This window comes from Victivallis sp. Marseille-Q1083 (genome assembly GCF_903645315.1).
GTDB lineage: Bacteria > Verrucomicrobiota > Lentisphaeria > Victivallales > Victivallaceae > UMGS1518.
Window position 1 is genome coordinate 3,238,143 of the sequence record NZ_CAHJXL010000001.1, and the last position, 21,822, is coordinate 3,259,964.

Here is a 21,822-nt window from a genome sequence, read left to right on the forward strand (position 1 = left end):
TTCGAAACTGTTTTGGTTTGTGTTTTGCGCATAACGGTGCTATTTTGAAAAAGGACGGAACGATTGGAATCGTTCGGAAAAATGAAATCGCCGGCTGAAATGCGCATCCCGGTGTAAATGTTTTACCCTGAAGGAGGAGAAAAATGAAAGAAACCATTGTTGCCATCGTTTACTGCAGCCGCTATGGCCATACGAAATTGATGGCGGAACGCGTCCAGCGCGGCGCCGCCGCCGTGCCCGGCACGAAAGTGCTTTTAATGACTGCCCAGGAGGCGACCAACCGGCTGGAAGAGCTGGATAAGGCGGATGCGATCGTTTACGGCACGCCGACTTACATGGGGAATATCGCTTCGGAGATGAAGGCTTTCATGGAAGCCGGGGTCGGCCGCTGGGTTTCCAGGGCGTGGCACGACAAGATTGCCGGCGGATTTACCAATTCCAGCAACTTTTCCGGAGATAAGCTCAATACGCTGAATGGATTGATGGTCAATGCGATGCAGCAGGGAATGATCTGGGTCGGGCTGGAGCAATTGCCCGGAGCCAATGAGCCGGATTCCGCCAAGAGTGTCGATGGGCCGGGGCCGAATGCGCTGAACCGCAATTGCGGCAGCCTGGGACCGATGGCCTCTTCTTTCAACGTCAAGGCTCCGGATGCGCCGCCGGCCGGCGATTTGCAGACCGCCGAGGATTACGGGAAACGGATCGCCGTGATTGCGGCTCAATTCAAGCGGGGGAAAGAAGGGGATTGATCCGGTTGGACCGCATCGTTGAAAATGTAGAAAATTCCGTCTGGGTCAGGCGGAATTTTTTTTTGTGTACGCCCGGCATGGGTGATAACTTGACGGTGAAAGTCCGTTACAGACTTGGCAGTAGGAACTGTTAGCTTAAGGCAAGGGTGTCCACCGCGAGGTGGAATCTGAAGGAAGTCGGCGGCAAATTCCCGGCCTGACGAACAGAAAGTACATATAAGGCATTTGCAAGGCGGACGAGCTTGCACAACAAAGCGAAGTCCAATACTGCCCGAACCTTGTGGTGTAGATGTACCAGGCGCCTGGGATGAAAGTTATCGCTCTTATCCGGGGAGATCTCAACGGTATGAATGAAGCCGTGAATGCATGGTAATTTCAACCCGTACAGTGATGTGCGGCTGAACGTTGAGAAGTCAGCAGAGGCCATAGTACCGTGTTTTTTTTTTACGGGAAGGGCCGAACAGTAGTCGATCTTTCGCAAGTGAAAGGTGCAGCATGTGTAGAGAGCAGAAAATCCGGAAACGGAACTGCCCGGGGATGGATAGGCTGGAAGCCGAAGAGAATCCGGGAGTGCGGAGCATGCTTACGCGGGAAACTGAAGCGAAAGACGGTGCTGATTTGTTTGAACGCATCCTTGAGCGTAACAACCTCAACCGTGCGTACAAGCAAGTCAAGAGAAACGGCGGAGCGCCGGGCGTGGACGGAATGACCGTTGACGACCTGTTGGCGTATCTGTGCGAACACAAGGAAAGTTTCCTTGAAAATCTCCGAACCGAAACGTATCGCCCGCAACCGGTGCGCCGGGTTGAAATCCCGAAACCGGACGGGGGGATACGGATGCTTGGTGTTCCAACGGGCATGGATCGGATGATTCAACAGGCAATATCGCAGGTCCTCTGCCCGATATTCGAGGAGGAATTTTCAGAAAACAGCTACGGTTTCCGACCGGGGCGTAGCGCTCATCAGGCCATCCGGCAAGCACGGAAATACTACAATCAAGGCTATCGGCGGGTTGTCGATCTTGACTTGAGCAAGTATTTCGACACCATGAACCATGAGCTGTTGATGGAAATGTTGCGGGCCAAAATCTCTGATCAACGAGTTTTGTGCCTGATTAAACGCTACTTGAAGAGCGGAGTCATGATCAATGGCGTGGTGACGCGAACGGAAGAAGGCAGTCCACAGGGCGGCAATCTTTCGCCATTGCTGAGCAACATCTACCTGACCGCTTTCGACCGGGAATTGGAACGCCGTGGACACAAGTTCGTACGATATGCGGACGATGTCAACATCTACGTCAGAAGTCAACGCGCCGCCGAACGCGTACTTGCGAGCAGCAGACGGTTTCTTGAAGCGAAATTGAAACTCAAAGTAAACGAATCCAAAAGTAAAGCGGGAAGTCCGCTGAAGCTGAAGTTTCTCGGCTTCGCACTGCGAAGTACGACGAAAGGACAGGCCGGAATTCGAATACACGAGAAGTCTATAGACCGCTTCAAAGCCAAGGTTCGCGAGCTGACCCGAAGGAATCAGGGAAATTCGGTGGAATATATGCTGTACAAACTTCGGCAATATACCGTCGGATGGCTCGGATACTATGCGATTGCGGACATGAAGATGTTTATGCAAAACATGAATGAATGGATTCAACGGAAAATTCGGACGTATGTTTGGAAACAGTGGAAACGAGTACGGACACGATTTACGCGACTGCAATCGTTGGGTATTTCCGAGGGAAAAGCGTGGGAATGGGCGAATACGAGGAAAGGCTACTGGCATATTGCCCGTAGTTGGATTTTACATCGTGTATTGCCGTCTCAACGCATTGCCGAAATAGGGTATGACGATATCCTACTTCGGTACAAAGCGTTGCACTCAAGCTGCTGAACCGCCGTATGCCGAACGGCACGTACGGTGGTGTGAGAGGACGCCCGGCCAACTAATGACCGGGCTCCTACTCGATTTTGAGCGATTACAGCGCTCGATAGGGATCGGATGCTCCGCTGCCGAGATGTCCGATATGGTAGGCCAGCGAAATGCGGTCATGATTCGGCATCGTCAGCGGTTCGGAGGTGGCGTGGCCGTCGCTCCAGGCGATATTGGCTTGTTCGCGATGGCGCGCCTGGATGGTGCCAGACAGATAACTGCCGCCGAGCGCCGCCGGGCGTTCCCGGCAGTACATGAAAGGCGACAGTTGCGGCGGATCGAATTCAAATGGTCCCATCGTGGCGCGCGCGTTATCGCCGAACATGATTACGCCGGCCGGATTGACCATCTGACTGCTCCGCAGGCTGAAAGCCTGATTGTTGACGACATAACGTCCCAGCCAGACGGCGTTGTAGCCGTAGCCGCCGCCGTAAGGAATCTGAGTAAAATCACCGGTGGCGGCGGTGACGCTCGGACAAATCAGCACCGCGGCGCTGTGGCTGAGATAAGGGCCGAGCAGCGGGTTGCAGGTCAAATCGGTGGTTGCGGTGCTGGGCCCGGTCTGGCCGTATCCTTCCCGGCTGCCGGTTTTTTGGTAACCCAGCCAAAGCTGGCCGTCGGCGTCCATCACATCGCCGGTGGAATAGGGGACGAAGAAATCGTCATTGCCGACCGCATATAAGATATTGGCGGTCGCCAACTGCCGCAAATTGTTCCGGCAATGGATGGAACGGGCCTGGACGCGCGCCCCGGACAATCCGGGGAGCAGCAGACTGCCGAGCAGTGTGATCAGGGCGATGCAGACCAGCAGTTCCACCAGCGTGAACGCCGGCGGCTGCTGCCGGCAGCCGCGCAACAGCAGCAGGTGGAGGCTGACGCCGATGCCGACGGCCAGCAATAATAAGTAATAACAAATATTGTGCCAGAACAGCGCTGAAAGACCGAGCATCAGCCACAGACAGGCCAGACTCTGCACTTTGACCGCCAGCGGCACACCGCTGCCTTCCCGGTAATGATCCAGGTAATAGCGCAGATACCGGTTGGCATACAACCATTGCCGCAGACGCGGCGAACTGCGTTCATAGCAGACCGCCGCCAGCAACAGAAACGGTGTCGTCGGCAGCAGCGGCAGAAAAATGCCGATGGTTCCGGCCAGCACGCTGACGTGACCGGCCAGCAGCCAGAGTTTTCGTCGTGTTGCCGCAAACATTTCAACGCTCCAGCGGTGTGGCCTTGACTCGTTCCGCTTGCGGCATTGCCGCCAGCGCTTTGACTTTTTCAAGGTCCAGCTTCAGGCCGTTTGCCACCCGGGAGCCGTATTCGGGATCGGCTTTGTAGAACAGCGCACTCTGCCGGTATTGCAGCGCCGGTTGGGCGTTGCGCAAATGGCCGACGATATTGGAAATCAGGTGGCTCTTCTGCTCGTCATTCAACACCCGCCGGTACAGTTCGCCCGGTTGAACGAAATCAAGGTCCTCGGCCGGCTGTTCATGGCGGGCAATGACCGCTTCGACTTCAAAGGCCGGCGGGGTGAAGGCCGGGCAGGGGGCGGCACCGCCGGCGCTGTTCGGCCAGTAATTCGGGCCGCTGCCGCCGTTGCCGTTGACGGCCATCTGCCCGTCGCGCTGGTAAGTGTGCATCGGGCAGCGCGGCGCGTTGACCGGAATCTGCTGGTGATTGACTCCGAGCCGCCAGCGATGGGCGTCGCCGTAGGCGAACAGGCGGCCCTGCAGCAGTCTGTCCGGCGAAGGTCCGATGCCGGGGACGAAATTGGCCGGCGAGAAGGCCGCCTGTTCGACATCGGCAAAGTAATTTTCCGGATTGCGGTTCAACACCATTTTGCCCACTTCGATCAGCGGAAAATCACTGTGATACCACACCTGGGTGACGTCGAACGGATCGAAACGGTATTCCCGGGCTTGTTCCGGCGTCATGATCTGGACGAAAAGTTTCCATTCCGGGAAATTGCCTTCGGCGATCGCCTGAAACAGATCCTGAGTCGCGTGGTCCGGATTGGAACCGGAAAGTGCTTCGGCCTCCGCCGCGGTCAACGTGGCGTTGCCGAGCGTAGTCTTGAAGTGATATTTCACCCAGACATATTCGTTGCGTTCATTGTACCATAAATAGGTGTGGCTGGAATGGCCGTCCATCCGCCGGAAATTCAGCGGCGTGCCGCGGTCGGAAAACAGGATGGTTACCTGGTGCGTCGATTCCGGTGTCAGCGACAGGAAGTCCCAGAAGGCGTCGGCGTCTTTCAGGTTGTTCTGCGGATTGCGTTTCTGGGTATGGATGAAGTCCGGAAATTTGATCGCATCGCGGATGAAGAAAACCGGCGTATTGTTGCCGACCATGTCGTAATTGCCTTCTTCGGTATAGAATTTTACGGCAAAGCCGCGCGGATCACGCGCCGCATCGGCGGAGCCCCGTTCGCCGCCGACCGTGGAAAAACGGGCGAACAGTTCCGTTTTTTTGCCGACTTTGGCGAACAATTTCGCTTTGGTATAGCGGCTGACATCCCGGGTCACTTCGAAATAACCGAAAGCGCCGGCGCCTTTGGCATGGACGATGCGTTCGGGAATCCGTTCCCGGTTGAAATGCGCCAATTTTTCGACCAGATGCGCATCCTGCAGCAAAGTATAGGCGGGCTTGCCGGTGGTGATGGAGGCCTGATCGCTGTCGACCGGGCAACCGGAGGCGGTGGTCAAAACGGTAGTCTGTTTCATCATATATCTCCTCTTGTTGTTGGATTGAAATTTCACTTTTACCGGCGGGAAAATTTCCTGTTGAACCGGCCGGAGCAATTATTTCCGAATCAGCCATTCCCTCGTTTCTCCTCAAAAACGTCGATGCAAAAAAAACATCGCCGGGAATCGAATTCTTCACCAGTTTCCACATTGAAACTATAAATGACCCGGCTGGCAATTACAACTATATTTAAAAATAAAAAGAGTGATTTTTTTTAATTTTAGTTGAAAGATGAATAAGCAATTCCATTTTCTTGGTGATTTTGATTTGTTTATCAACAAAGAAATGCTATCTTTAGCTCTGCAGGGAGGAGAAATAGCGGTGCGGTTGACAAACCGTATTTTTTTTAAACTTAACCGAGGAGTGAAAATGAAGAGTAATCTGCCATCGTCGCAATCACCGTGGCTGACCGTCGAAACGCAACAGTTCATCGATGCTTTGAATGCCAATCCAGGACCGCCGTTGTATACGCTGACGCCGGAGGGCGCCCGTCAGGTATTGAGCGAGGCGCAGGCAATTCCGGTGGCGTCTCCGGCGGCGGAAGTCGCGGATTTGGTCTTGCCGGTCGGTCCGACCGGCAAAGTGGAGGTCCGGCTGGTACGGCCGGAAGGGGCGGCGGCGAATTTGCCGGCGCTGTTTTACTTTCATGGCGGCGGCTGGGTGATGGGGAACAAGGACACCCATGACCGTCTGGTGCGGGAGCTGGCGGTCGGTGCCGGGGTGGCGGTGATTTTCGTCAATTACACCCCGTCGCCGGAGGCGCAATATCCGGTGCCGGTGGAGCAGGCCTATGCCGCGGTCGAATACGTCTGCGCCCACCCGGAAAAGTTCCATATCGACCCGAAGCGGTTGGCGGTGGCCGGAGACAGTGTCGGTGGCAATATGACGGCGGTGATGACATTGCTGGCCAAACAACACGGCCGGCCGGAATTCGCCGCGCAATTGCTGTTCTATCCGGTGACCGATGCCGCGTTTGATACAGCGTCCTACCGGGAATTTGCCGATGGACCGTGGCTGACGCTGAAGGCGATGGAATGGTTCTGGGATGCCTATCTGCCGGACAAAACGCGCCGCTGCGAAGTCACGGTTTCGCCGTTGCAGGCGACGGTGGAACAGTTGGAAGGCCTGCCGGAAGCGCTGGTCATCACCGACCAGAACGACGTGCTGCGCGACGAAGGCGAAGCGTATGCCCGGAAGCTGCAGCAGGCCGGCGTGAAAGTGACGGCGGTGCGTTACAACGGCACTATTCACGATTTCATGATGCTGAATGCGTTGGCCGGTTCGACGCCGACCCGTGCGGCGGTCCGGCAGGCGGTCGATTTCTTGAAAAATATCTTTTCCTGAAAAGCTGTTCGACACCATCGAGCAGTCGGCTCAGGTGTCGAAAAAGGAGCAGTGCCCGGAATTGGCCGGGGAACTTGCCCATTCCGGGACGGTTCCGTGGCACTCAAATTATAATTTATTTGATTCTAAAACCTTGCGGTGATTTTCGTCACTGGCTTTCTGCAACTCCTCCTGTCGTCGACTGCTCTCTTCCTCGTAGCGTCGCCATTTTTCATTTTCCTTTTTCAAATTTTCCTGAAGGATTCGCTCCCTTTCTTCTTTGTATGCCTTGGCCTGTTCTTCATTCTGCTTTCTTAGTTCTTCCTGCCTTGCTTCATATTCTGCCCGCAAGACGGCGATCTGGGTACTGAACGGCGATGAAAACGGTGGCGTAATCCGTTCCGCTTCCGGCTGACTGAAGAACGCTTCCAGTTTGGCGGTCTCCGCATCAATATAGGCGACGTCTTCCGGATCATCCCAGGACAGGCGGGGGGCACGCAGTTTCAATACGCAAAGCCGGAGCGGAGAATATTCATAGCTGTCACAGGTGGATACATTGAATTTGTCATATAATACAAATATTTTCTTGGTAAGAGTTGCGCCAAAACCAACTCTGACATTCCAAATGCATATGTTTCTATATGTCTCATAAGTGTCGGAAGACGAGTTTTGCAAGTAGCGAGTAAAGCTTTCCTGTGCTTGGGTCAGAAGTTCAATATCCTTTTGTTCGTGCTTTTCGATAAAATTTTTCAGCCAGGACAATTTGTCTTCCTGAATGCGGGTCAATTCTTCATCCGTCAACCTCAACGCATTGTAGCCGTCATTTTCCTTGAGGTAAACAAGGTCATCAAGAATGGAAAGCTGCAAATCCCGTTCCGAGAGAAACAGTTGATTGTTCAACTCTCTGGCCGCGTCATCTGCGAATTTTTGATTTTGCCGGACAAGCTCTTTCAGGAAGCCGTCAAGCCGATAGCCGACAAGCCGGAGGTAACTGCGCATCGCTTTCTGCCAGCGCGGATCGTTTTCTCGAGAGATGATTTCACGCAGCGCCTGTTTGACATTTTCGTCGTTCGGAAATTCTCCCAGAAAGAGACAGGTATGAGGGCTGGAATAGTATTCGACCGGTAATGTGTCGCCCTCCTCAACACTGAATCCATCGAGCTCGTCGTCAAGTTGCTGCAGCAAAGCGTTTTTCAGAGCGGTATCATCAATATTGTAATGGGTTCGAAACTGTTCAAATGCGAACCGCCACTCAGGATCTCTCACCGGCAATTTTTCGCTGCTTATCCGTTTTAACTGTTGTAACTCCTCGGACGTTAATTTGGCGTCTTGAGCAAAAGCGATGGTCGACATTAACAGGCATAACAACGTTGGCAGTAGTGTTTTCATGATTCATTTACTCCTTTTTTCGCCCCGGCGGTAAACCGGAAGAAAAAGTGTTTTGTTTCCCATTTTATCCCTTTGCCTGAGTCATCAATGGTGAATAATGAAAAGCGTTCTTCTGCTAGTATAATAAAAAATATACCCGAAGTCAAGTTCATGAGTTTGTAAAAAACAGGTAAAGTTTTCAGTAAACTTTTACCCGACGACGGGAGAGTCTGGCCGATCTGGCGGTGGAGCACCTCCTCAAAAAGTTGGCCCGTATTTTTGCTCCATTGAGACATCTGCTTTTTTAAACCCCGATTCCGTTTGGGAGTTTGTTGAGGCTTGTGTTATCCAGGTATACCGCTTCCATTTTTATGCGAATAATGTTTACTGCCAAGAATATGAGTAGCTGACGGAGCAGTCGACGATGTCGCGTTGGCGTAAAAAGCTGTTGAAAAGCGGCGCGGAAAAGATACTCGAAGCGAGCTTTAAGACCGGTTTGCGCGAAAGTTTCCTCAAGAAAAGCGACCCAAAGAAACTTTATTCAATTCATGAGCCGCAATACGACGGGCATACGCTGAAATCTGCGCTGGATAAATGACGGAACTAATTGGTCATGAAGTGAAAGTGGCGATATTCGACTCGGCTTTCGGGGGCACGGTTATAAAGGCAAATGTAATATCCAGATAATGAAGCGATTTCGTAAACGGGTTTCGAGGTCGTTGTGCCGGCGGTGGAATCGGCGGTCGGCCGTTGAGCCGGTGATCGGGCCTTGTAAAAGCGGACAAAGAATGAATCGGAATTAACTTCGCGGTAAATTCGGTGACGAATTGAATGTGATTTTTGCTGCGGCAGGATTCAATTTTCACAAATTATGACGGGCTCTCGCCCTATTTTTGTAAGGTTTTTCCTTCTCGCATCAGGCTTTGCATAGCCGATTAATATAGCATGAAATCAATAATCTTTAAACAGTGTTAACAGGATCTGGGGAAATTACTTCAACGCGAGTTTGTAACTGTCATTGATCCGGTTGAAAATTTCATCGTCCGGCACGGAACCGTCCAGCCGGATCGTGAACCAGTGCCGTTTGTTCATATGGTAGCCGGGAAAATAAGTTTTTCCGTCAATCAGCGCGGTGATTTCCGCCGGCTTGCCCCGCAAATCGATAATGTCAATCACTGCATCATCGTCCAGTCCAAGTTTTTTCCCGGAGAGCGCGAGCAACGCGGCATACCATTTGGCATTGTCCTGCCGGCGGTAAACGGCATTCTCCGGGAAACGTTTCCAGAGAAATTGCAATTCGTCGTGATAAGTCTCGCGCACATGTTGAATCACCCGCCTGGCGCATTCGCTTTTGAAGACATCCGGTTCGAAACAATGCTCCGGAATTTCAGACAACTCTTTGTCAACGGCCTCCCGCACTTTGCCGACAAACGCGCCCTGAGCGTTGGCGAGCCGATACAAGATATATTCGTCGCCGGAAACCCGATCTGTCACCTGTGTTTTTGCGCCGCCGGCGGAAATGGCGATCGTCAGGTGGAACAAGCCGTCCAGGAGCTCCGAGGTCCGGCGGTAAATGCCGTTTTCTTCCCGGAAGCCGTAGTTGGAGAGGGCGGCCGGATTCAGGCGCCGATTGTGAAACAGTTCTTCTGGCGTCATAGTTTCAGCTTCCTGTCGTCAAAAAACTTTTTGTTTTGCCGAAATCGGTCACTTCGCCGTTTTTCCATCGTCCGGAAGAACGGTTCATCGTTGTCACTCGCCGTGCCGATATAGGCGATGCGCAGCGGCGTTTCGCACTCCGTCAACGCGAGACGGAAAAATTTCGCCAGTTTCGCATACGTCGAACCTTTTCCTGCCAGAAGATACATGTCTTTTTCCTTGCCCATGCGAAAAAATCCAATTCTGCGTCACCGTTTGGCTGCCGGCTCAGCGTCGCAACAGTGACTGCAGGAGCGGCATTATGATTTTATCAATTAATGAGCTATTAGTCTGTTATTGTTCTCTTGGAATAAATTTAGCATTTTAATTCTTGAAATCCATATTTTTATCGAAAAAAATGCGATAAAGCTCATGGAATATGGGAAAAAAATAGGAAAAAAAGTTTTGATTGAAGGAAAATTTAAAATTTCATGTTATTATAGTAATGCATTGACAGGGCAACTCAAGGCGTAAGGAAAAGGGAATGGGAATGAGATTGGGAAAGAAGCTGCTGCCATTGTTGGTGGTGCTGGCAAGCTGCAGTGGCGTGTATGGAGCTAATGACAACAATCCGCCGACTTGTGATCATCCGCTTTCCAAGCGAGTTACGAAGTATGAGAATTTTCGGGTAACTTTCGCGAGCGATCCGCAAAATACTTGTAACGGCTCAAAAACTCTGGCTCAAATTAAAAATGAACTATTGGCGGGGACCCATGGTCAATGCACCAAATATACGGAGTGTGATAATCGTATTGATGGCCAAAGATGTGGAGTAAGAAATCCCGGGAATGACACAACTGTGACGATATCTCACTCGCCGACGATTGCCTCTGAAGTCCAGACCAAACCGGGAGTATATTCGATAGTGGTATCCGTCACTTGTTCTCACCTTGCAGATGCCAAAAACAAAACTTATACGATCAACTTGAATCATGATTTTCAGCTTCAGGCTTCCGATAAATGCAGTTTCAATTTGCAATGCAAGCCGGTGGCAACCAATGCGCAATACGTTCAATTGTCGAGTTTTTCCATCCCGGTCAATGAAACGCATCTTTACGGAGTTGAAGACAAAGGAAGCACCGGGGCGTCGGCAGTGACCTTGAAATGCGCGAGGTGTCCAGCGACGCATCAGGAGACGGTATCCCATGCCAAAAGTCTTTCAGCCCCGGAAACCAACGGAGTTGTTGCCCATAATCCTAGCGGCCCGGAATATAATATCACCTTTCCTTCCGCCGGTTCTTTTACCGTCAAATTTCATGCATCCTGCACAGTTACGCCGAGTAGTTTTATCTTTGATAATAAGACTTATACCATCTCTTCTTGCGGCAGCAGGGATTTCACCTTTAACGTGACCAGTGCAGAAGTTGCGTCATTGACCGGCACTGCCTCCCAGATGTTCTCCGGAACGGCGACGATCAATGGCGCCACCAGACCGGTGTTGTATATCAAACCGTTCAGCCGGGAAGGCTCTTCTCAGCAGAATCCGCTCAATTTGACCGCGGTCGCCAACCCCGGCGGCCAATGGCCGACTAAAAATCCGGTAACGAAGGCTGACTTTACCGGCGAAGCTTGTTATCCGAAATGGTCAATTGCCAATTGGAATGGCGGAGCGATTGCCAATGCCGACAGCATTTTTTTCCCGTCCGCTTCCAATCCGCGTCCGACGGCGACCTTGAAGGCGACGAGCGGAGAATTCAAGATCACCGCGTCCTGCGGCAATTCGAAGGAAGTTTACGTGAAGGTGGTCAATCCGACGACATCGGTAGATTTCCAGCCGTTGCCGCCGGGTAGCTGGCCGGCTTCCTGGCGTGCGAAGGGCGACGAGCCGCCGCAGAAAAGCCTCATGGCTTCCGGGACCAACGGTTGGCATCCGATCCGTTTGATATTGGGAGCCGATGCGGGAGGACTGCCGAACAAATCGGTGACCCTGACGATTAGGGGGAAGGAAGAAAAATCGTTTGCGGTGTTTTCCGATGCGGCCTGCACGCAGGTGTTCATGGCGCCGGGTCAGACGACGAAGACGTTCACATTTCCGGCCAATCAGACCTCGCAGACTTACTATTTTGTCGGCTTGAAGGGCGATGAGGAAGTAGATGCCAAACTGGATTTCAGCAGCGGTTCGCTGTCGGTGGACGATCCCGGGGAGGACAAGGTGGAGATTCTGCCGCTTTGCCAGGCCTGCCAGAACGGCCTGTGCCTGCCGGGCGAGGGAAATTATGCGATGAACGAGAACGGTATCGATGCCGATTTTCCGTTGGGCAGCGAGGATTATGGATCCGGCCGGGCGTCGGTGCGGCTGCGGGCGCCGGAGATTTCCTGGGATATGCTGGACAAGGATCACTTCCGGGTTCAGAGTTCCCCAGGCGTCAACGTCACTTATGATCCGGAGGGTTATCCGACCCAGGTGACCAGCGGCGGAGAAAAGACGACGTTCGCCTATACGCGTGGTGCGGTCGAAGATTCGGCGTCGATTACCAGAATCGTAATGAAGCACTATGTCGGCGGCGCCGCGACGCCGCACGCCGAAACCGAATTGAAACTGGATTTGAGTTCGACGGTGCCGCAGCTGATCAATGGTTTCAAAGTGACCAGCACGGTTGGTTCGATCGTCCGCAACTACTACTGGCGACAGTTGACGATCGCCTATCCTGAATTTTCCAGTTCCGCCCTTCCGACCTTTCAGTTGTTCACTTGGAGCGGCACCGGCGCGCAGCCGACCGGGCTGGCGCCGGAGTGGATGTCGTGGAGTGAGTCCGGGGATACCCGGATCGAACATCATTTAAAAGGGATCGGGGCCCAGACCGGCATTTATACCAAAATTACCCGCAAGAAAATCGCCGGCATTTACCGGGTGACGGAGATCAACGAGGTCGGATTGCGCAAAACCACTTTCGCGTATGATTTGCAGGGTCGTTTGACTCAGAAAATCGCCCCGGATGGCACCAGGTACAGCTACAGTTATCCAGGGACGGCGCGCGACAGCTATACCGAAACAGAAACGCGCGGAACCTTGACGACCAGGCGGACTTACAGCACCACGGTCAGCGGCAGTAAGATCATTCAGGATATAACGACCACGGTGAACAATACGCTGACCGCTCATGACCGTTATGAGAGCTATTATATCAGCAGTTCCAGCCCTGACCTGCAGATCCGTTACGACGGCAGTACGGAGTTGAAAACGGAGATTTACCGGATTACCGACACAGCCAGCCCATTCCTTGGCCGGACCCGGTTGATCAAACATCCGGATGGCCGGGTGACGATCTATGAATACAGCCGGGCGGCCAACGGCAACGATACGGTGACGGTGTCCAGCGGAGCGCCGAACAACCCGAACACTCCGACGGCAGTGTCCAGCGGCGAACGGACGGTGACAGTGACCAATCCGCAGGGTAAAGTGATCAGCCGCACCCAATACATCTCCGATCCGTTCATTTCTCCGACGCTGTACCGCAAGGTGGGGGAGGAGACCAATACGCTTGATTCGTTCGGCCGGATAACCGCGACGACTTATCTGGACGGCACCAGCAGCAGCCGGACCTACGGCTGCTGCGGCGTCACCGAGGAGACCGACCGGACCGGGGTGACGACGACTTATGGTTATGACGAGCTAACCAAACAAATGACTTTCACGGAGCGGAACGGTATCACGACGCTTTACAGCTATGACAACTGCGGTCGGCAGACGGCGGTGACGGTCAAAGGGCGCAGCGGCGGCGAGTTGACGACGACGGTCGGCTATCTGTACAACGCGGTCAGCACGGTGACCGATCCGAAGCGTTTCACGACCCGGTATTCGCACAACTATGCCCAGACCAATTCCTCGACGTTGACGTTGACGGAGACGGTGACGCTGCCGAACAATGCCACCCAGATTTCGACCTATGTCAACGGGCTGCAGACTTCGACGGGAGGAACCGGGCAGCATGCGCAGACCTTCAGTTACGGTCCGAACTGGCAATCTTCGACGCCGTCGAATGTGAAAATCTACACCGACATGCTGGGCCGGCAGTACAAGACCGAATACCCGGACGGCACCAGCGCGGTGAATTACTACAATATGAAGGGGCAGTTGGTCAAGTCGGTGACGCCGGGCGGGGTAACGGCGCTGTATACTTATAACGTTCGCGGCCAGCTGGTTTCCGAAATAGTGGATATGGATCGCAACGGGACGCAGTCGACCGGCGATATTGTAACGACTTATACGCATAGCTTCGGAACTAAAACGCTGGATGGCCAGTCTGTTACTGTACAGGTTATGACCGTGGCAGCGTCAAGCGGAACGAATTCGGTTGAGGTCCGGAAAACCGAGCAAACCCTGGATGGGCTGTGCAGCTGGGTGACGGAGTTCGGCAAAACCGCTTTTTCGAGAACCGAATATCCGGGAGACGGGGTGGTACGAGTAACCGAAATCGATGCGGTTGGAGTAAAGAAAGTGACGACGCAGGAGAACGGGTTGGTTACGAAGGAAGAATTGTTCAACAGTGACGGCACCGCCGGCAACGTGACGACTTACACTTACGATCAGTTCGACCGGTTGAGCACAATGACCGAGAAGCGCGGCGCGACGGTGGTGAATACGCTGGCCAACAACAGCTATGACGCGAACGGCAACGTGCTGATGCGGACGGTGAACGGGCAGTCGGTCAGCATGGCTTACGACAACCTGAACCGGCTGTATAATTATCTGCTGCCCGGGAACCGGATCGTCAACTATGAGTTCCATCCGACCGGCGAGTTGAAGAAGGTGTCGGGAGCGGAGACTTACACGCAGGAGTTCAGCTACAACAACTTCGGTGGCATGTTGACGTTGAAGACCTGGCGTACCAACACGACGCCGCAGGTGACGAGCTGGAATTACGACAGCCGGCAGCGGGTGAAGGAGAAAATCTACGCGGACGGCCGTAAGGTCTCCTATACCTATACGGCGGACAATCAGCCGTTGAAACGGACCTGGGCGCGTGGGGTGACGACGACTTATTCGTATGACAACGGCGGGCGGCAGACCGGCATTGACTACAGCGATGCGACGCCGGACGTGTCGATCACCTACGATTTCCTGAGCCGTCCGGTGACGGTGACCGATGGAGCCGGAACCCGGACTTATACTTATGACAATGCGAAAAACGTGCTGACCGCCGAGACGCTTCCGTATCTGGCTGATACGACGCTGAATTATACTTACGATGTCTACGGCCGCCGCACCGGCCAAGCGTTGAAGACCGGCAGTACGACGCACCAGCAGGCGAACTATACCTATGGTACGGACGGTCGTTATGCGACGATTTCGGACGGCGGTTATACGGCGCATTATACCCACAATGCGGCTGGGCAGCTGTCGACGCTGCGGCTGGCGACGGCGACGGCCAACCAGACGGTATCGACGGCAACCCGGAGTTTTGACAGCGCTCACCGGCTGACCGGCGTCAGCACGACGGCGGGATCATTGACGAAGAACTACGGTTATACATTGAACATCAAGGACCAGCGGATCAAGACGACGCTGGCGGACGGCAGTTACTGGGATTACGCGTATGACAACTATGGACAGGTGATCAACGCGGTGCGCAAGAATGCTTCCGGAGGGATCGCCGGGCAGTCGTTTAATTACAGCTTCGACCAGGTCGGCAACCGTCAGTCCGCCTTCCAGGGAACGACCGGCAGTGATTCCCAGTGGAGCTATACGGTGAATGCGGTGAATCAGTATTCGCTGATCACCGAGCCGAATGGCACCACTTACGCACAGGTGCATGATGCGGACGGCAACCTGACCGGCAGTTATACGACGCAATATACATACGATGCCGAGAACCGTCTGAAAACGGCGGATGTCGGGACTTATCGTTATGAATATACTTACGACTATTTAAGCCGGCGGATCAGGCAGAAGGTGATTCTGAAATCGGGCGCGACCGGCCAGACGCAGTCAGAGGTCGCTTACGTCTACGACGGCTGGAATGTAGTAGGCGTCTACGACACCACGACGGCGACGCCGACTTTCCAGAAGGGGTATTTGTGGGGCGAAGACCTCTCCGGCAGTCTGCAAGGCGCCGGCGGGGTCGGCGGGCTGCTGGCGGAAAAGCGCGGCGGACAGACCTATCTGCCGGTCTATGACGGCAACGGCAATATCATGAGCTACCTGAATGCGTCGACCAAGGCCTCGGTGGCGGAGTACGTCTACGATGCCTTCGGCCGCACGATATCTTCGAGCGGCGCGGAGGCTGACAACTTCACTTACCGGTTCAGCACGAAGCCGATGGACGGTAACGGCCTATACTACTACGGTTACCGTTACTACGATCCGCAGCATGGCCGGTGGATCAGTCGCGATCCGATTGAAGAAAACGGCGGGGTTAATTTGTATGGCTTTGTCGGAAATAATCCTGTAAAGAAGAAAGAATATTTAGGTTTAGATGTTTGGGTTGAAAGTACAACTGCAGTTGATGGATGGCATAAACGAATTTGTGTAACAGTATGGAAAGAAGGAACTAGTGAGCTTTATGGCCCAGAATTAACCTGTTGTGGGAATGATGGGAAAAAATACATTCCTGTCGATGCATATTGTATAAGCTTTGGCATAATAGAGGGGGAAACAATGGGATCTTCGGGAGGTTCTTTTGTTGATGGAGGGATTTTTGATTTTGATTCAGGGAGAGAAAATGGTAGTATTAGTGTGGCTGAGCCACACTTAAAAGTGTCGATTCCTTTGCCGCCGGGTTTTGAGGGGCCCACTGATGAGGGGAATGGTAGGATTTATGAAGATATTGAGGCGCGTGGAAAAAAACGGTACCAATTTACTTACACAGATTGTAATGAAGATTTTGCGATATTAGAATATATGAAATTATTAGTTGGTTTGAGAGCTGAATACTCAATATTTGGACAAAATTGTCGAGATTTTTCGGATATACTATTTGATTATTTAATTTCAGAAAAAAGGAAATAAATAATGCAGAAAAGATGGAAATTTATTTTTAAAATGACGAAAATGATATATGCATTTCTCTTTATATGCATATCTTGCATTGCTTGTTCTATCTTTATTGATAAAATAGGTAATGTTGAAGTAGGTAATATTAGGGTTAGATTTAATCCAGAATTTACTGATATTCAAAAGTTTGATGTTCCGTATCCAAGTAATCATGAAGATATAGAGCTTATGGAAAAATGGCTGGATAGCATTAGAGATAACCGAGGAAGTTTTACTTATGTTACATTTGCTCCAACAGAAATAGAATTAATTTTTGATAATATAAGAGTTTATTTCGGAAAAAAAAACTTGATTATATTTACTAAAAATAGTAATTATAAATATACACAATCATTAAAAAAAATGGATGAACTTGATTTTAAAATGAAAGAATATTTACGAAAAATAATAGAAAAGGAGATGGAGGTAAGAGGATATTCTTATTCAATTGATATTTAAAGTGAACAATTTCAAAAATAAATAGTTTTCTAGTTTAGCCAACTTTAATTGCATAAGAGTAAAATTTATACTTATGACAATACGACGGCGACGCCGACTTTCCAGACCGGTTATCTGTGGGGCGAGGACCTCTCCGGCAGTCTGCAACGGGCCGGCGGCGTCGGCGGACTGCTGGCGGAGAAGCGCGGTGGCCAGACCTATCTGCCGGTGTATGACGGCAACGGCAACATCATGAGTTACCTGAACGCCTCGACCAAGGCCTCGGTGGCGGAGTACGTCTACGACGCCTTCGGCCGCACGGTATCGTCAAGCGGAACGGAAGCCGACAACTTCACCTACCGGTTCAGCACGAAGCCGATGGACGGTAACGGCCTCTACTACTACGGTTACCGTTACTACGATCCGCAGCACGGCCGCTGGATCAGTCGCGACCCGCTGGAAGAAGAGGGAGGCGTGAATCTATATGGGTTCGTCCAGAATAACATAATAAATCGATTTGATATCCTTGGACTTGCTGGCAATAGCGATGTGAAATGGGTGGAGAATTTACAAAAATATGAGGGAGCACGACGATTAAATCTAACTTATGAATTATCTCCGGAAGGAGAAGAGGCTACTCCAGGAAATTTACCAAGAGGGACTGTTTTTGCAAAAGGAGATTTAAATATTATTATAAATGATATTGAAAATATTCTAAAGGATTCTTATGATCCATATTGTCATTGTATAGAAAGTATTACAATAACGGCTCATAGTGGTTTAGAAGGGTCCTTGAATTTTGGAAATGCAGGAACTTTTTCTGTTCAAGATGCAAGGGATTATCTCGATGGTAAAAATATGAAATTAAGAGTTAATTCGAATGCAAAAATTTATAAATTTTTATTTCTAATAAAGAAATACTTATGTGAAGATAATTCATGGATTTATTTTTCGCAGTGTAATACAGGTGGGGGCGAAGATGGTGCAGTTTTACTTGAGTTTTTAACTGAATTTTTTAGTGGAACTAATACTGTTATTTACCTAGATACCAGATCAGTATTTTGGTTTATTGGAAGACCTTATCCAAGAATTGGATTTTGACTTTCAAGGTTTTTTATTTTAGGAGAAATAATTGTAATGAATAAAGTAAATAGGATTATTTGCATTATATTGGGATTGGGAATTGTTTATTTTATAGGAACTTTTTTTCTAACATGTCATCGTGCTCAAGAAAAAGAAATTCGACCGCATCGTTTTGTTCGTGCTGCTGTTATTTTGAAAAATATATTAGTTCGTATTAAGATAGATAAAATCAATAATGAATATGAATTTGCTTTACTGTTCTTTAAAGAATGTAATTACTATCAATTTGATAATTATTTTGTTAATCAAAATTTTTATTTATGGTGTAATGCGGATAAGAGTAAAAATAAATTAGCTATTATTTATCCAGATCCTATTGATGAAAATTCACTTTGTGGGATCACATTTGGAGGAGAGTTTGTGACAAAAGTATCTCAAGATATGTTTGAAGATTTTTTTGCAATTATAAAAGATGATTAAAAAGTGATTTAGATAATAATACCAAAATGACGATGATGCGGAGCTTCAACAGCGCTCACCGGCTGACCGGCGTCAGCACAACGGCGGGATCATTGACGAAGAACTATGGTTATACATTGAACATCAAGGACCAGCGGATCAAGACGACGCTGGCGGACGGCAGTTACTGGGATTACGCGTATGACAACTATGGACAGGTGATCAACGCGGTGCGCAAGAATGCTTCCGGAGGGATCGCCGGGCAGTCGTTCAATTACAGTTTCGACCAGGTCGGCAACCGTCAGTCCGCCTTCCAGGGAACGACCGGCAGTGATTCCCAATGGAGCTATACGGCGAACGCGGTGAATCAGTATTCGCTGATCACCGAGCCGAATGGCACCACTTACGCGCAGGTGCACGATGCGGACGGCAACCTGACCGGCAGCTATACGACGCAGTACACCTACGATGCCGAGAACCGTCTGAAAACGGCGGATGTCGGGACTTATCGTCATGAATATACTTACGACTATCAGGGGCGTCGGATCAGGCAGAAGGTGATCCTGAAATCGGGAGCGACCGGCCAGACGCAGTCGGAGGTTGCTTACGTCTACGACGGCTGGAATGTGGTGGGCGTCTACGACACTATGACGGCGGCGCCGACTTTCCAGAAGGGGTATCTATGGGGCGAAGACCTCTCCGGCAGTTTACAGGGCGCCGGCGGGGTCGGCGGACTGCTGGCGGAAAAGCGCGGTGGGCAGACTTATCTGCCGGTCTATGATGGCAACGGCAACATCATGAGCTACCTGAACGCGTCGACCAAGGCTTCGGTGGCGGAGTACGTCTACGACGCTTTCGGCCGCACGATATCTTCGAGTGGCACGGAGGCCGATAACTTCACCTACCGGTTCAGTACGAAGCCGATGGACGGTAACGGCCTCTACTACTACGGTTACCGTTACTACGATCCGCAGCACGGCCGCTGGATCAGTCGCGACCCGCTGGAAGAAGAGGGAGGCGTGAATCTATATGGATTTATCCAGAATAATGGCGTAAAGTTTATTGATGTAAATGGCTTATGGGGATGGGATGGCGATTACATTGAAACCATTTGGATAATGATGTCAGATGATTCTGCGGATGGAGATGCCGTTCGAGAAGCTTTCTTTATGGAAGCATGGGATAGGGGCAATGCCACCGCTGATGCGCTTACTTTCGATGCGACAAAAGCGTTGCGGCAAAAATTGAATTGTGATATTGTCTTTGATGAGGAATCCTATGAAAAGCAAAGATGTTTCGCGAGTTGCTGGGAACGAATTACAGCCAGTGCTTTAACTGCCGGGATATTGGATAAACGGACGAATTGGCCAGCAGTTTCTGACTCCTTAGGAATACGTGATATTGTAAATTACTGGCAAGACGATAATATGTTGGGCGTTAGCGGCTCTGCAACTCTGATGGGATTGGGACATTACGCAAGAATATATGAACGTCGTTCTCGTGAGCAACAAGAGATATTTGAAAGATTGAGGGTATCTGCCAGAAGAAACCAGCATAAGAAGAAGCAACCCAATGAGTTCTGCGAAATAGAGGAAAAGTGAACAGGAAGCAGTTTGAGCCACCGGCAAAAGCTTTGAAAACAAGCAAACAGTACGAGTTGGTGCAGAATTGGGTAAAAAATCGCTGAAAAAAGGCGTGAAGAATTAAGGCGGATGTGAATTCGCCGGGGTTGATTGAAAAATTTGAGATTATCGCGAAGCTATGCGGCGTCAGCAAACGATTTGTAACAGCGGATTTTGTCCGGCTGTTCGAGAATGAATGCGGCGGCGACGGCGGTGAGCGCGAGCGTCAGATGTGCAATGCTCATCTGGTTGCGGATGGCTCGGTAATTGAAATGCGTGGTCTGTTCGACCTCGCGCGAGCCGAGGCGCGAGAAATAGCGTTCGACGCCGGTACGTTTGGTATAAGTCTCTTTGTACCATGCGCTTTGGCGCGGGACCTGGGCGCGTGCATCATCGGTAACGTCGATGTAAGCGGTACAGCCATAGCGGCTGCCGGTACAGAATCGTTGATGATTGCAAGGGCATTGGCCAGGTAATTCGGCTTTTTCCGGGCGCGTTCCGGCGATGATCGGACAGCGGAATTTCTTGCGGGTGCGGCCTTCGCTCTTGGTGATGCATGAATATTTCATTTCGAGTCCGCCGGGACAGATGGGACAGCCTTTTTCGCCGAGAAGTTTGGCCGCTTGCTGGTTGCGCGGATTGATTGGGATGCATGCTTGGCCTTTGATTTCGTCCTTGATAAAGTCGTAGAATTGGCGGTGGTCATAGGCGGAATCGGCGATAAAAACTCGGCCTTTCTTCTGTCCGTAGACCCGTTTGAGTTTGCGTAAGAGCGAGTGCGCAATCTGTTCGTCGGAGATGTTGTTCGGCTTGGTGATTTCGACCAGCGGAACGCCTTCTTCGGAGACCAATACGTGCGTCCGGAAGCCCCAGAAAAAGCTGAATTGCTTGCCCGTGCCGAATGGCTGTTTCAAGTAAGAATAATAGCCGAGAGTCGCTTTGGGATTGCGGGGGATTTTATCCTCTTTATCCAATGAGCGACTCGGATTTTTGGGATTGTTGTGCTTGGTATTGGCCATGACCGGTTTGGAATCGACGATCAGGACGTCAAGCGAAACCACGCCGCCGCCGATCAGCGACTGAACCGCCGCATGATGAATCGCCTGGATTTCGGAATTTTTTGTCTTGCTCAGGAATGTATAAAAACGGGACGAGTCCGGCAGCGAATCATACTGGAAACCGATCATTTCGCAGATCACCGGATTCCGTTGCAGATTGCGCAAGAGCTCCGGAATGCTTTTGATTTCCTCCGCGTGCTTGTAAACGTATGCTTTGAGGTAAGCCAAATCTCCATAGCCGATACGACCAGGACCTTTCTTCTTAGCGACACTAGCATGAGATTCTTCCAGCGCAAGAAACAGGCTCTCGTATTTGGAGTTGGCGTACCCGCGATAATCGCAGAATAAAGATAGTTGCATTGGTTTTTATTCCTCCTTCTGGAGTT

16 protein-coding genes are annotated in these 21,822 nt (G+C 51.1%); 9 read left to right on the top strand and 7 right to left on the bottom strand.

All coding sequences use genetic code 11. The features are described from left to right. Nucleotides 1-143: 143 nt before the first annotated feature. Both HWX74_RS13385 and ltrA read left to right on the top strand, forming a co-directional pair. A complete protein-coding gene (locus HWX74_RS13385) occupies nt 144-749 on the top strand; it encodes a flavodoxin family protein (RefSeq protein ID WP_176014011.1) in 606 nt (201 codons plus the stop codon). Between the two features lie 537 nt (nt 750-1,286). Continuing rightward, nucleotides 1,287-2,633 carry a group II intron reverse transcriptase/maturase gene (gene ltrA, locus HWX74_RS13390; RefSeq protein WP_217704802.1) on the top strand — a complete coding sequence of 449 codons (1,347 nt, stop codon included), beginning with the start codon at nt 1,287-1,289 and terminating at the stop codon, nt 2,631-2,633. An 85-nt stretch (nt 2,634-2,718) separates the two neighbouring features. Here ltrA and HWX74_RS13395 read toward each other — a convergent pair whose 3' ends face one another. Continuing rightward, the gene (locus tag HWX74_RS13395) at nt 2,719-3,882 is read right to left on the bottom strand and encodes a YbaN family protein (RefSeq protein ID WP_176014012.1); all 1,164 of its coding nucleotides are present in this window, start codon (nt 3,880-3,882) and stop codon (nt 2,719-2,721) included. A gap of 1 nt (nt 3,883) precedes the next feature. After that, nucleotides 3,884-5,398: a catalase gene (locus HWX74_RS13400; RefSeq protein WP_176014013.1), complete on the bottom strand. Its 1,515-nt coding sequence runs from the start codon at nt 5,396-5,398 to the stop codon at nt 3,884-3,886. Nucleotides 5,399-5,786: 388 nt separating this feature from the next. Here HWX74_RS13400 and HWX74_RS13405 point away from each other — a divergent pair, with 388 nt between their 5' ends. Further along, complete coding sequence (locus HWX74_RS13405) at nt 5,787-6,761, top strand: alpha/beta hydrolase (RefSeq protein WP_176014014.1); 975 nt, start codon at nt 5,787-5,789, stop codon at nt 6,759-6,761. Nucleotides 6,762-6,869: 108 nt separating this feature from the next. Here HWX74_RS13405 and HWX74_RS13410 read toward each other — a convergent pair whose 3' ends face one another. Then, nucleotides 6,870-8,129: a hypothetical protein gene (locus HWX74_RS13410; RefSeq protein WP_176014015.1), complete on the bottom strand. Its 1,260-nt coding sequence runs from the start codon at nt 8,127-8,129 to the stop codon at nt 6,870-6,872. Beyond that, nucleotides 8,126-8,404 (bottom strand): hypothetical protein, encoded by a 279-nt coding sequence (locus tag HWX74_RS13415; RefSeq protein WP_176014016.1) that lies wholly within the window; start codon nt 8,402-8,404, stop codon nt 8,126-8,128. Before HWX74_RS13415 ends, HWX74_RS13410 begins: the two co-directional genes overlap by 4 nt. Before the next feature lie 128 nt (nt 8,405-8,532). Between HWX74_RS13415 and HWX74_RS13420 the strand changes: the two genes are divergently transcribed. Next, the gene (locus HWX74_RS13420) at nt 8,533-8,706 is read left to right on the top strand and encodes a hypothetical protein (protein ID WP_176014017.1); all 174 of its coding nucleotides are present in this window, start codon (nt 8,533-8,535) and stop codon (nt 8,704-8,706) included. 392 nt (nt 8,707-9,098) lie between these two features. On the opposite strand, the gene HWX74_RS13425 is transcribed toward HWX74_RS13420, so the two are convergent. Together HWX74_RS13425 and HWX74_RS13430 are read right to left on the bottom strand one after the other, a co-directional pair. Then, nucleotides 9,099-9,764 carry an MmcQ/YjbR family DNA-binding protein gene (locus HWX74_RS13425; protein WP_176014018.1) on the bottom strand — a complete coding sequence of 222 codons (666 nt, stop codon included), beginning with the start codon at nt 9,762-9,764 and terminating at the stop codon, nt 9,099-9,101. Beyond that, on the bottom strand, nt 9,761-9,991 hold the full coding sequence (locus HWX74_RS13430) for a hypothetical protein (RefSeq protein WP_176014019.1): 231 nt from the start codon (nt 9,989-9,991) through the stop codon (nt 9,761-9,763). The genes HWX74_RS13425 and HWX74_RS13430 overlap by 4 nt, the downstream gene beginning before the upstream one ends. 1,160 nt (nt 9,992-11,151) lie before the next feature. On the opposite strand from HWX74_RS13430, the gene HWX74_RS13435 reads away from it, so the two are divergent. The 5 genes from HWX74_RS13435 to HWX74_RS13455 are packed head-to-tail and all read left to right on the top strand — an operon-like array spanning nt 11,152 to nt 20,357. Then, a complete protein-coding gene (locus tag HWX74_RS13435; RefSeq protein ID WP_176014020.1) occupies nt 11,152-16,752 on the top strand; it encodes an RHS repeat domain-containing protein in 5,601 nt (1,866 codons plus the stop codon). A gap of 3 nt (nt 16,753-16,755) precedes the next feature. Then, nucleotides 16,756-17,235 (top strand): hypothetical protein, encoded by a 480-nt coding sequence (locus tag HWX74_RS13440; RefSeq protein ID WP_176014021.1) that lies wholly within the window; start codon nt 16,756-16,758, stop codon nt 17,233-17,235. Nucleotides 17,236-17,283: 48 nt separating this feature from the next. Then, complete coding sequence (locus HWX74_RS13445) at nt 17,284-18,315, top strand: RHS repeat-associated core domain-containing protein (protein WP_176014022.1); 1,032 nt, start codon at nt 17,284-17,286, stop codon at nt 18,313-18,315. A 36-nt stretch (nt 18,316-18,351) separates the two neighbouring features. Then, entirely contained in the window at nt 18,352-18,777 is a 426-nt protein-coding gene (locus HWX74_RS13450) for a hypothetical protein (protein WP_176014023.1), read from the top strand. A 26-nt stretch (nt 18,778-18,803) separates the two neighbouring features. After that, nucleotides 18,804-20,357, top strand: coding sequence for an RHS repeat domain-containing protein (locus HWX74_RS13455; RefSeq protein ID WP_176014024.1), 1,554 nt, complete (start codon nt 18,804-18,806; stop codon nt 20,355-20,357). A 158-nt stretch (nt 20,358-20,515) separates the two neighbouring features. Here the strand turns inward: HWX74_RS13455 and HWX74_RS13460 are convergent, their stop codons facing one another. Further along, on the bottom strand, nt 20,516-21,796 hold the full coding sequence (locus tag HWX74_RS13460) for a transposase (protein ID WP_176013233.1): 1,281 nt from the start codon (nt 21,794-21,796) through the stop codon (nt 20,516-20,518). Nucleotides 21,797-21,822 lie beyond the last annotated feature (26 nt).

Coding starts and splice junctions, on each gene's coding strand:
- HWX74_RS13385 (WP_176014011.1), top strand. CDS start 144: ATGAAAGAAACCATTGTTGCCATCGTTTACTGCAGCCGCTATGGCCAT.
- ltrA (WP_217704802.1), top strand. CDS start 1,287: ATGGATAGGCTGGAAGCCGAAGAGAATCCGGGAGTGCGGAGCATGCTT.
- HWX74_RS13395 (WP_176014012.1), bottom strand. CDS start 3,882: ATGTTTGCGGCAACACGACGAAAACTCTGGCTGCTGGCCGGTCACGTC.
- HWX74_RS13400 (WP_176014013.1), bottom strand. CDS start 5,398: ATGATGAAACAGACTACCGTTTTGACCACCGCCTCCGGTTGCCCGGTC.
- HWX74_RS13405 (WP_176014014.1), top strand. CDS start 5,787: ATGAAGAGTAATCTGCCATCGTCGCAATCACCGTGGCTGACCGTCGAA.
- HWX74_RS13410 (WP_176014015.1), bottom strand. CDS start 8,129: ATGAAAACACTACTGCCAACGTTGTTATGCCTGTTAATGTCGACCATC.
- HWX74_RS13415 (WP_176014016.1), bottom strand. CDS start 8,404: ATGTCTCAATGGAGCAAAAATACGGGCCAACTTTTTGAGGAGGTGCTC.
- HWX74_RS13420 (WP_176014017.1), top strand. CDS start 8,533: ATGTCGCGTTGGCGTAAAAAGCTGTTGAAAAGCGGCGCGGAAAAGATA.
- HWX74_RS13425 (WP_176014018.1), bottom strand. CDS start 9,764: ATGACGCCAGAAGAACTGTTTCACAATCGGCGCCTGAATCCGGCCGCC.
- HWX74_RS13430 (WP_176014019.1), bottom strand. CDS start 9,991: ATGGGCAAGGAAAAAGACATGTATCTTCTGGCAGGAAAAGGTTCGACG.
- HWX74_RS13440 (WP_176014021.1), top strand. CDS start 16,756: ATGCAGAAAAGATGGAAATTTATTTTTAAAATGACGAAAATGATATAT.
- HWX74_RS13450 (WP_176014023.1), top strand. CDS start 18,352: ATGAATAAAGTAAATAGGATTATTTGCATTATATTGGGATTGGGAATT.
- HWX74_RS13455 (WP_176014024.1), top strand. CDS start 18,804: ATGACGATGATGCGGAGCTTCAACAGCGCTCACCGGCTGACCGGCGTC.
- HWX74_RS13460 (WP_176013233.1), bottom strand. CDS start 21,796: ATGCAACTATCTTTATTCTGCGATTATCGCGGGTACGCCAACTCCAAA.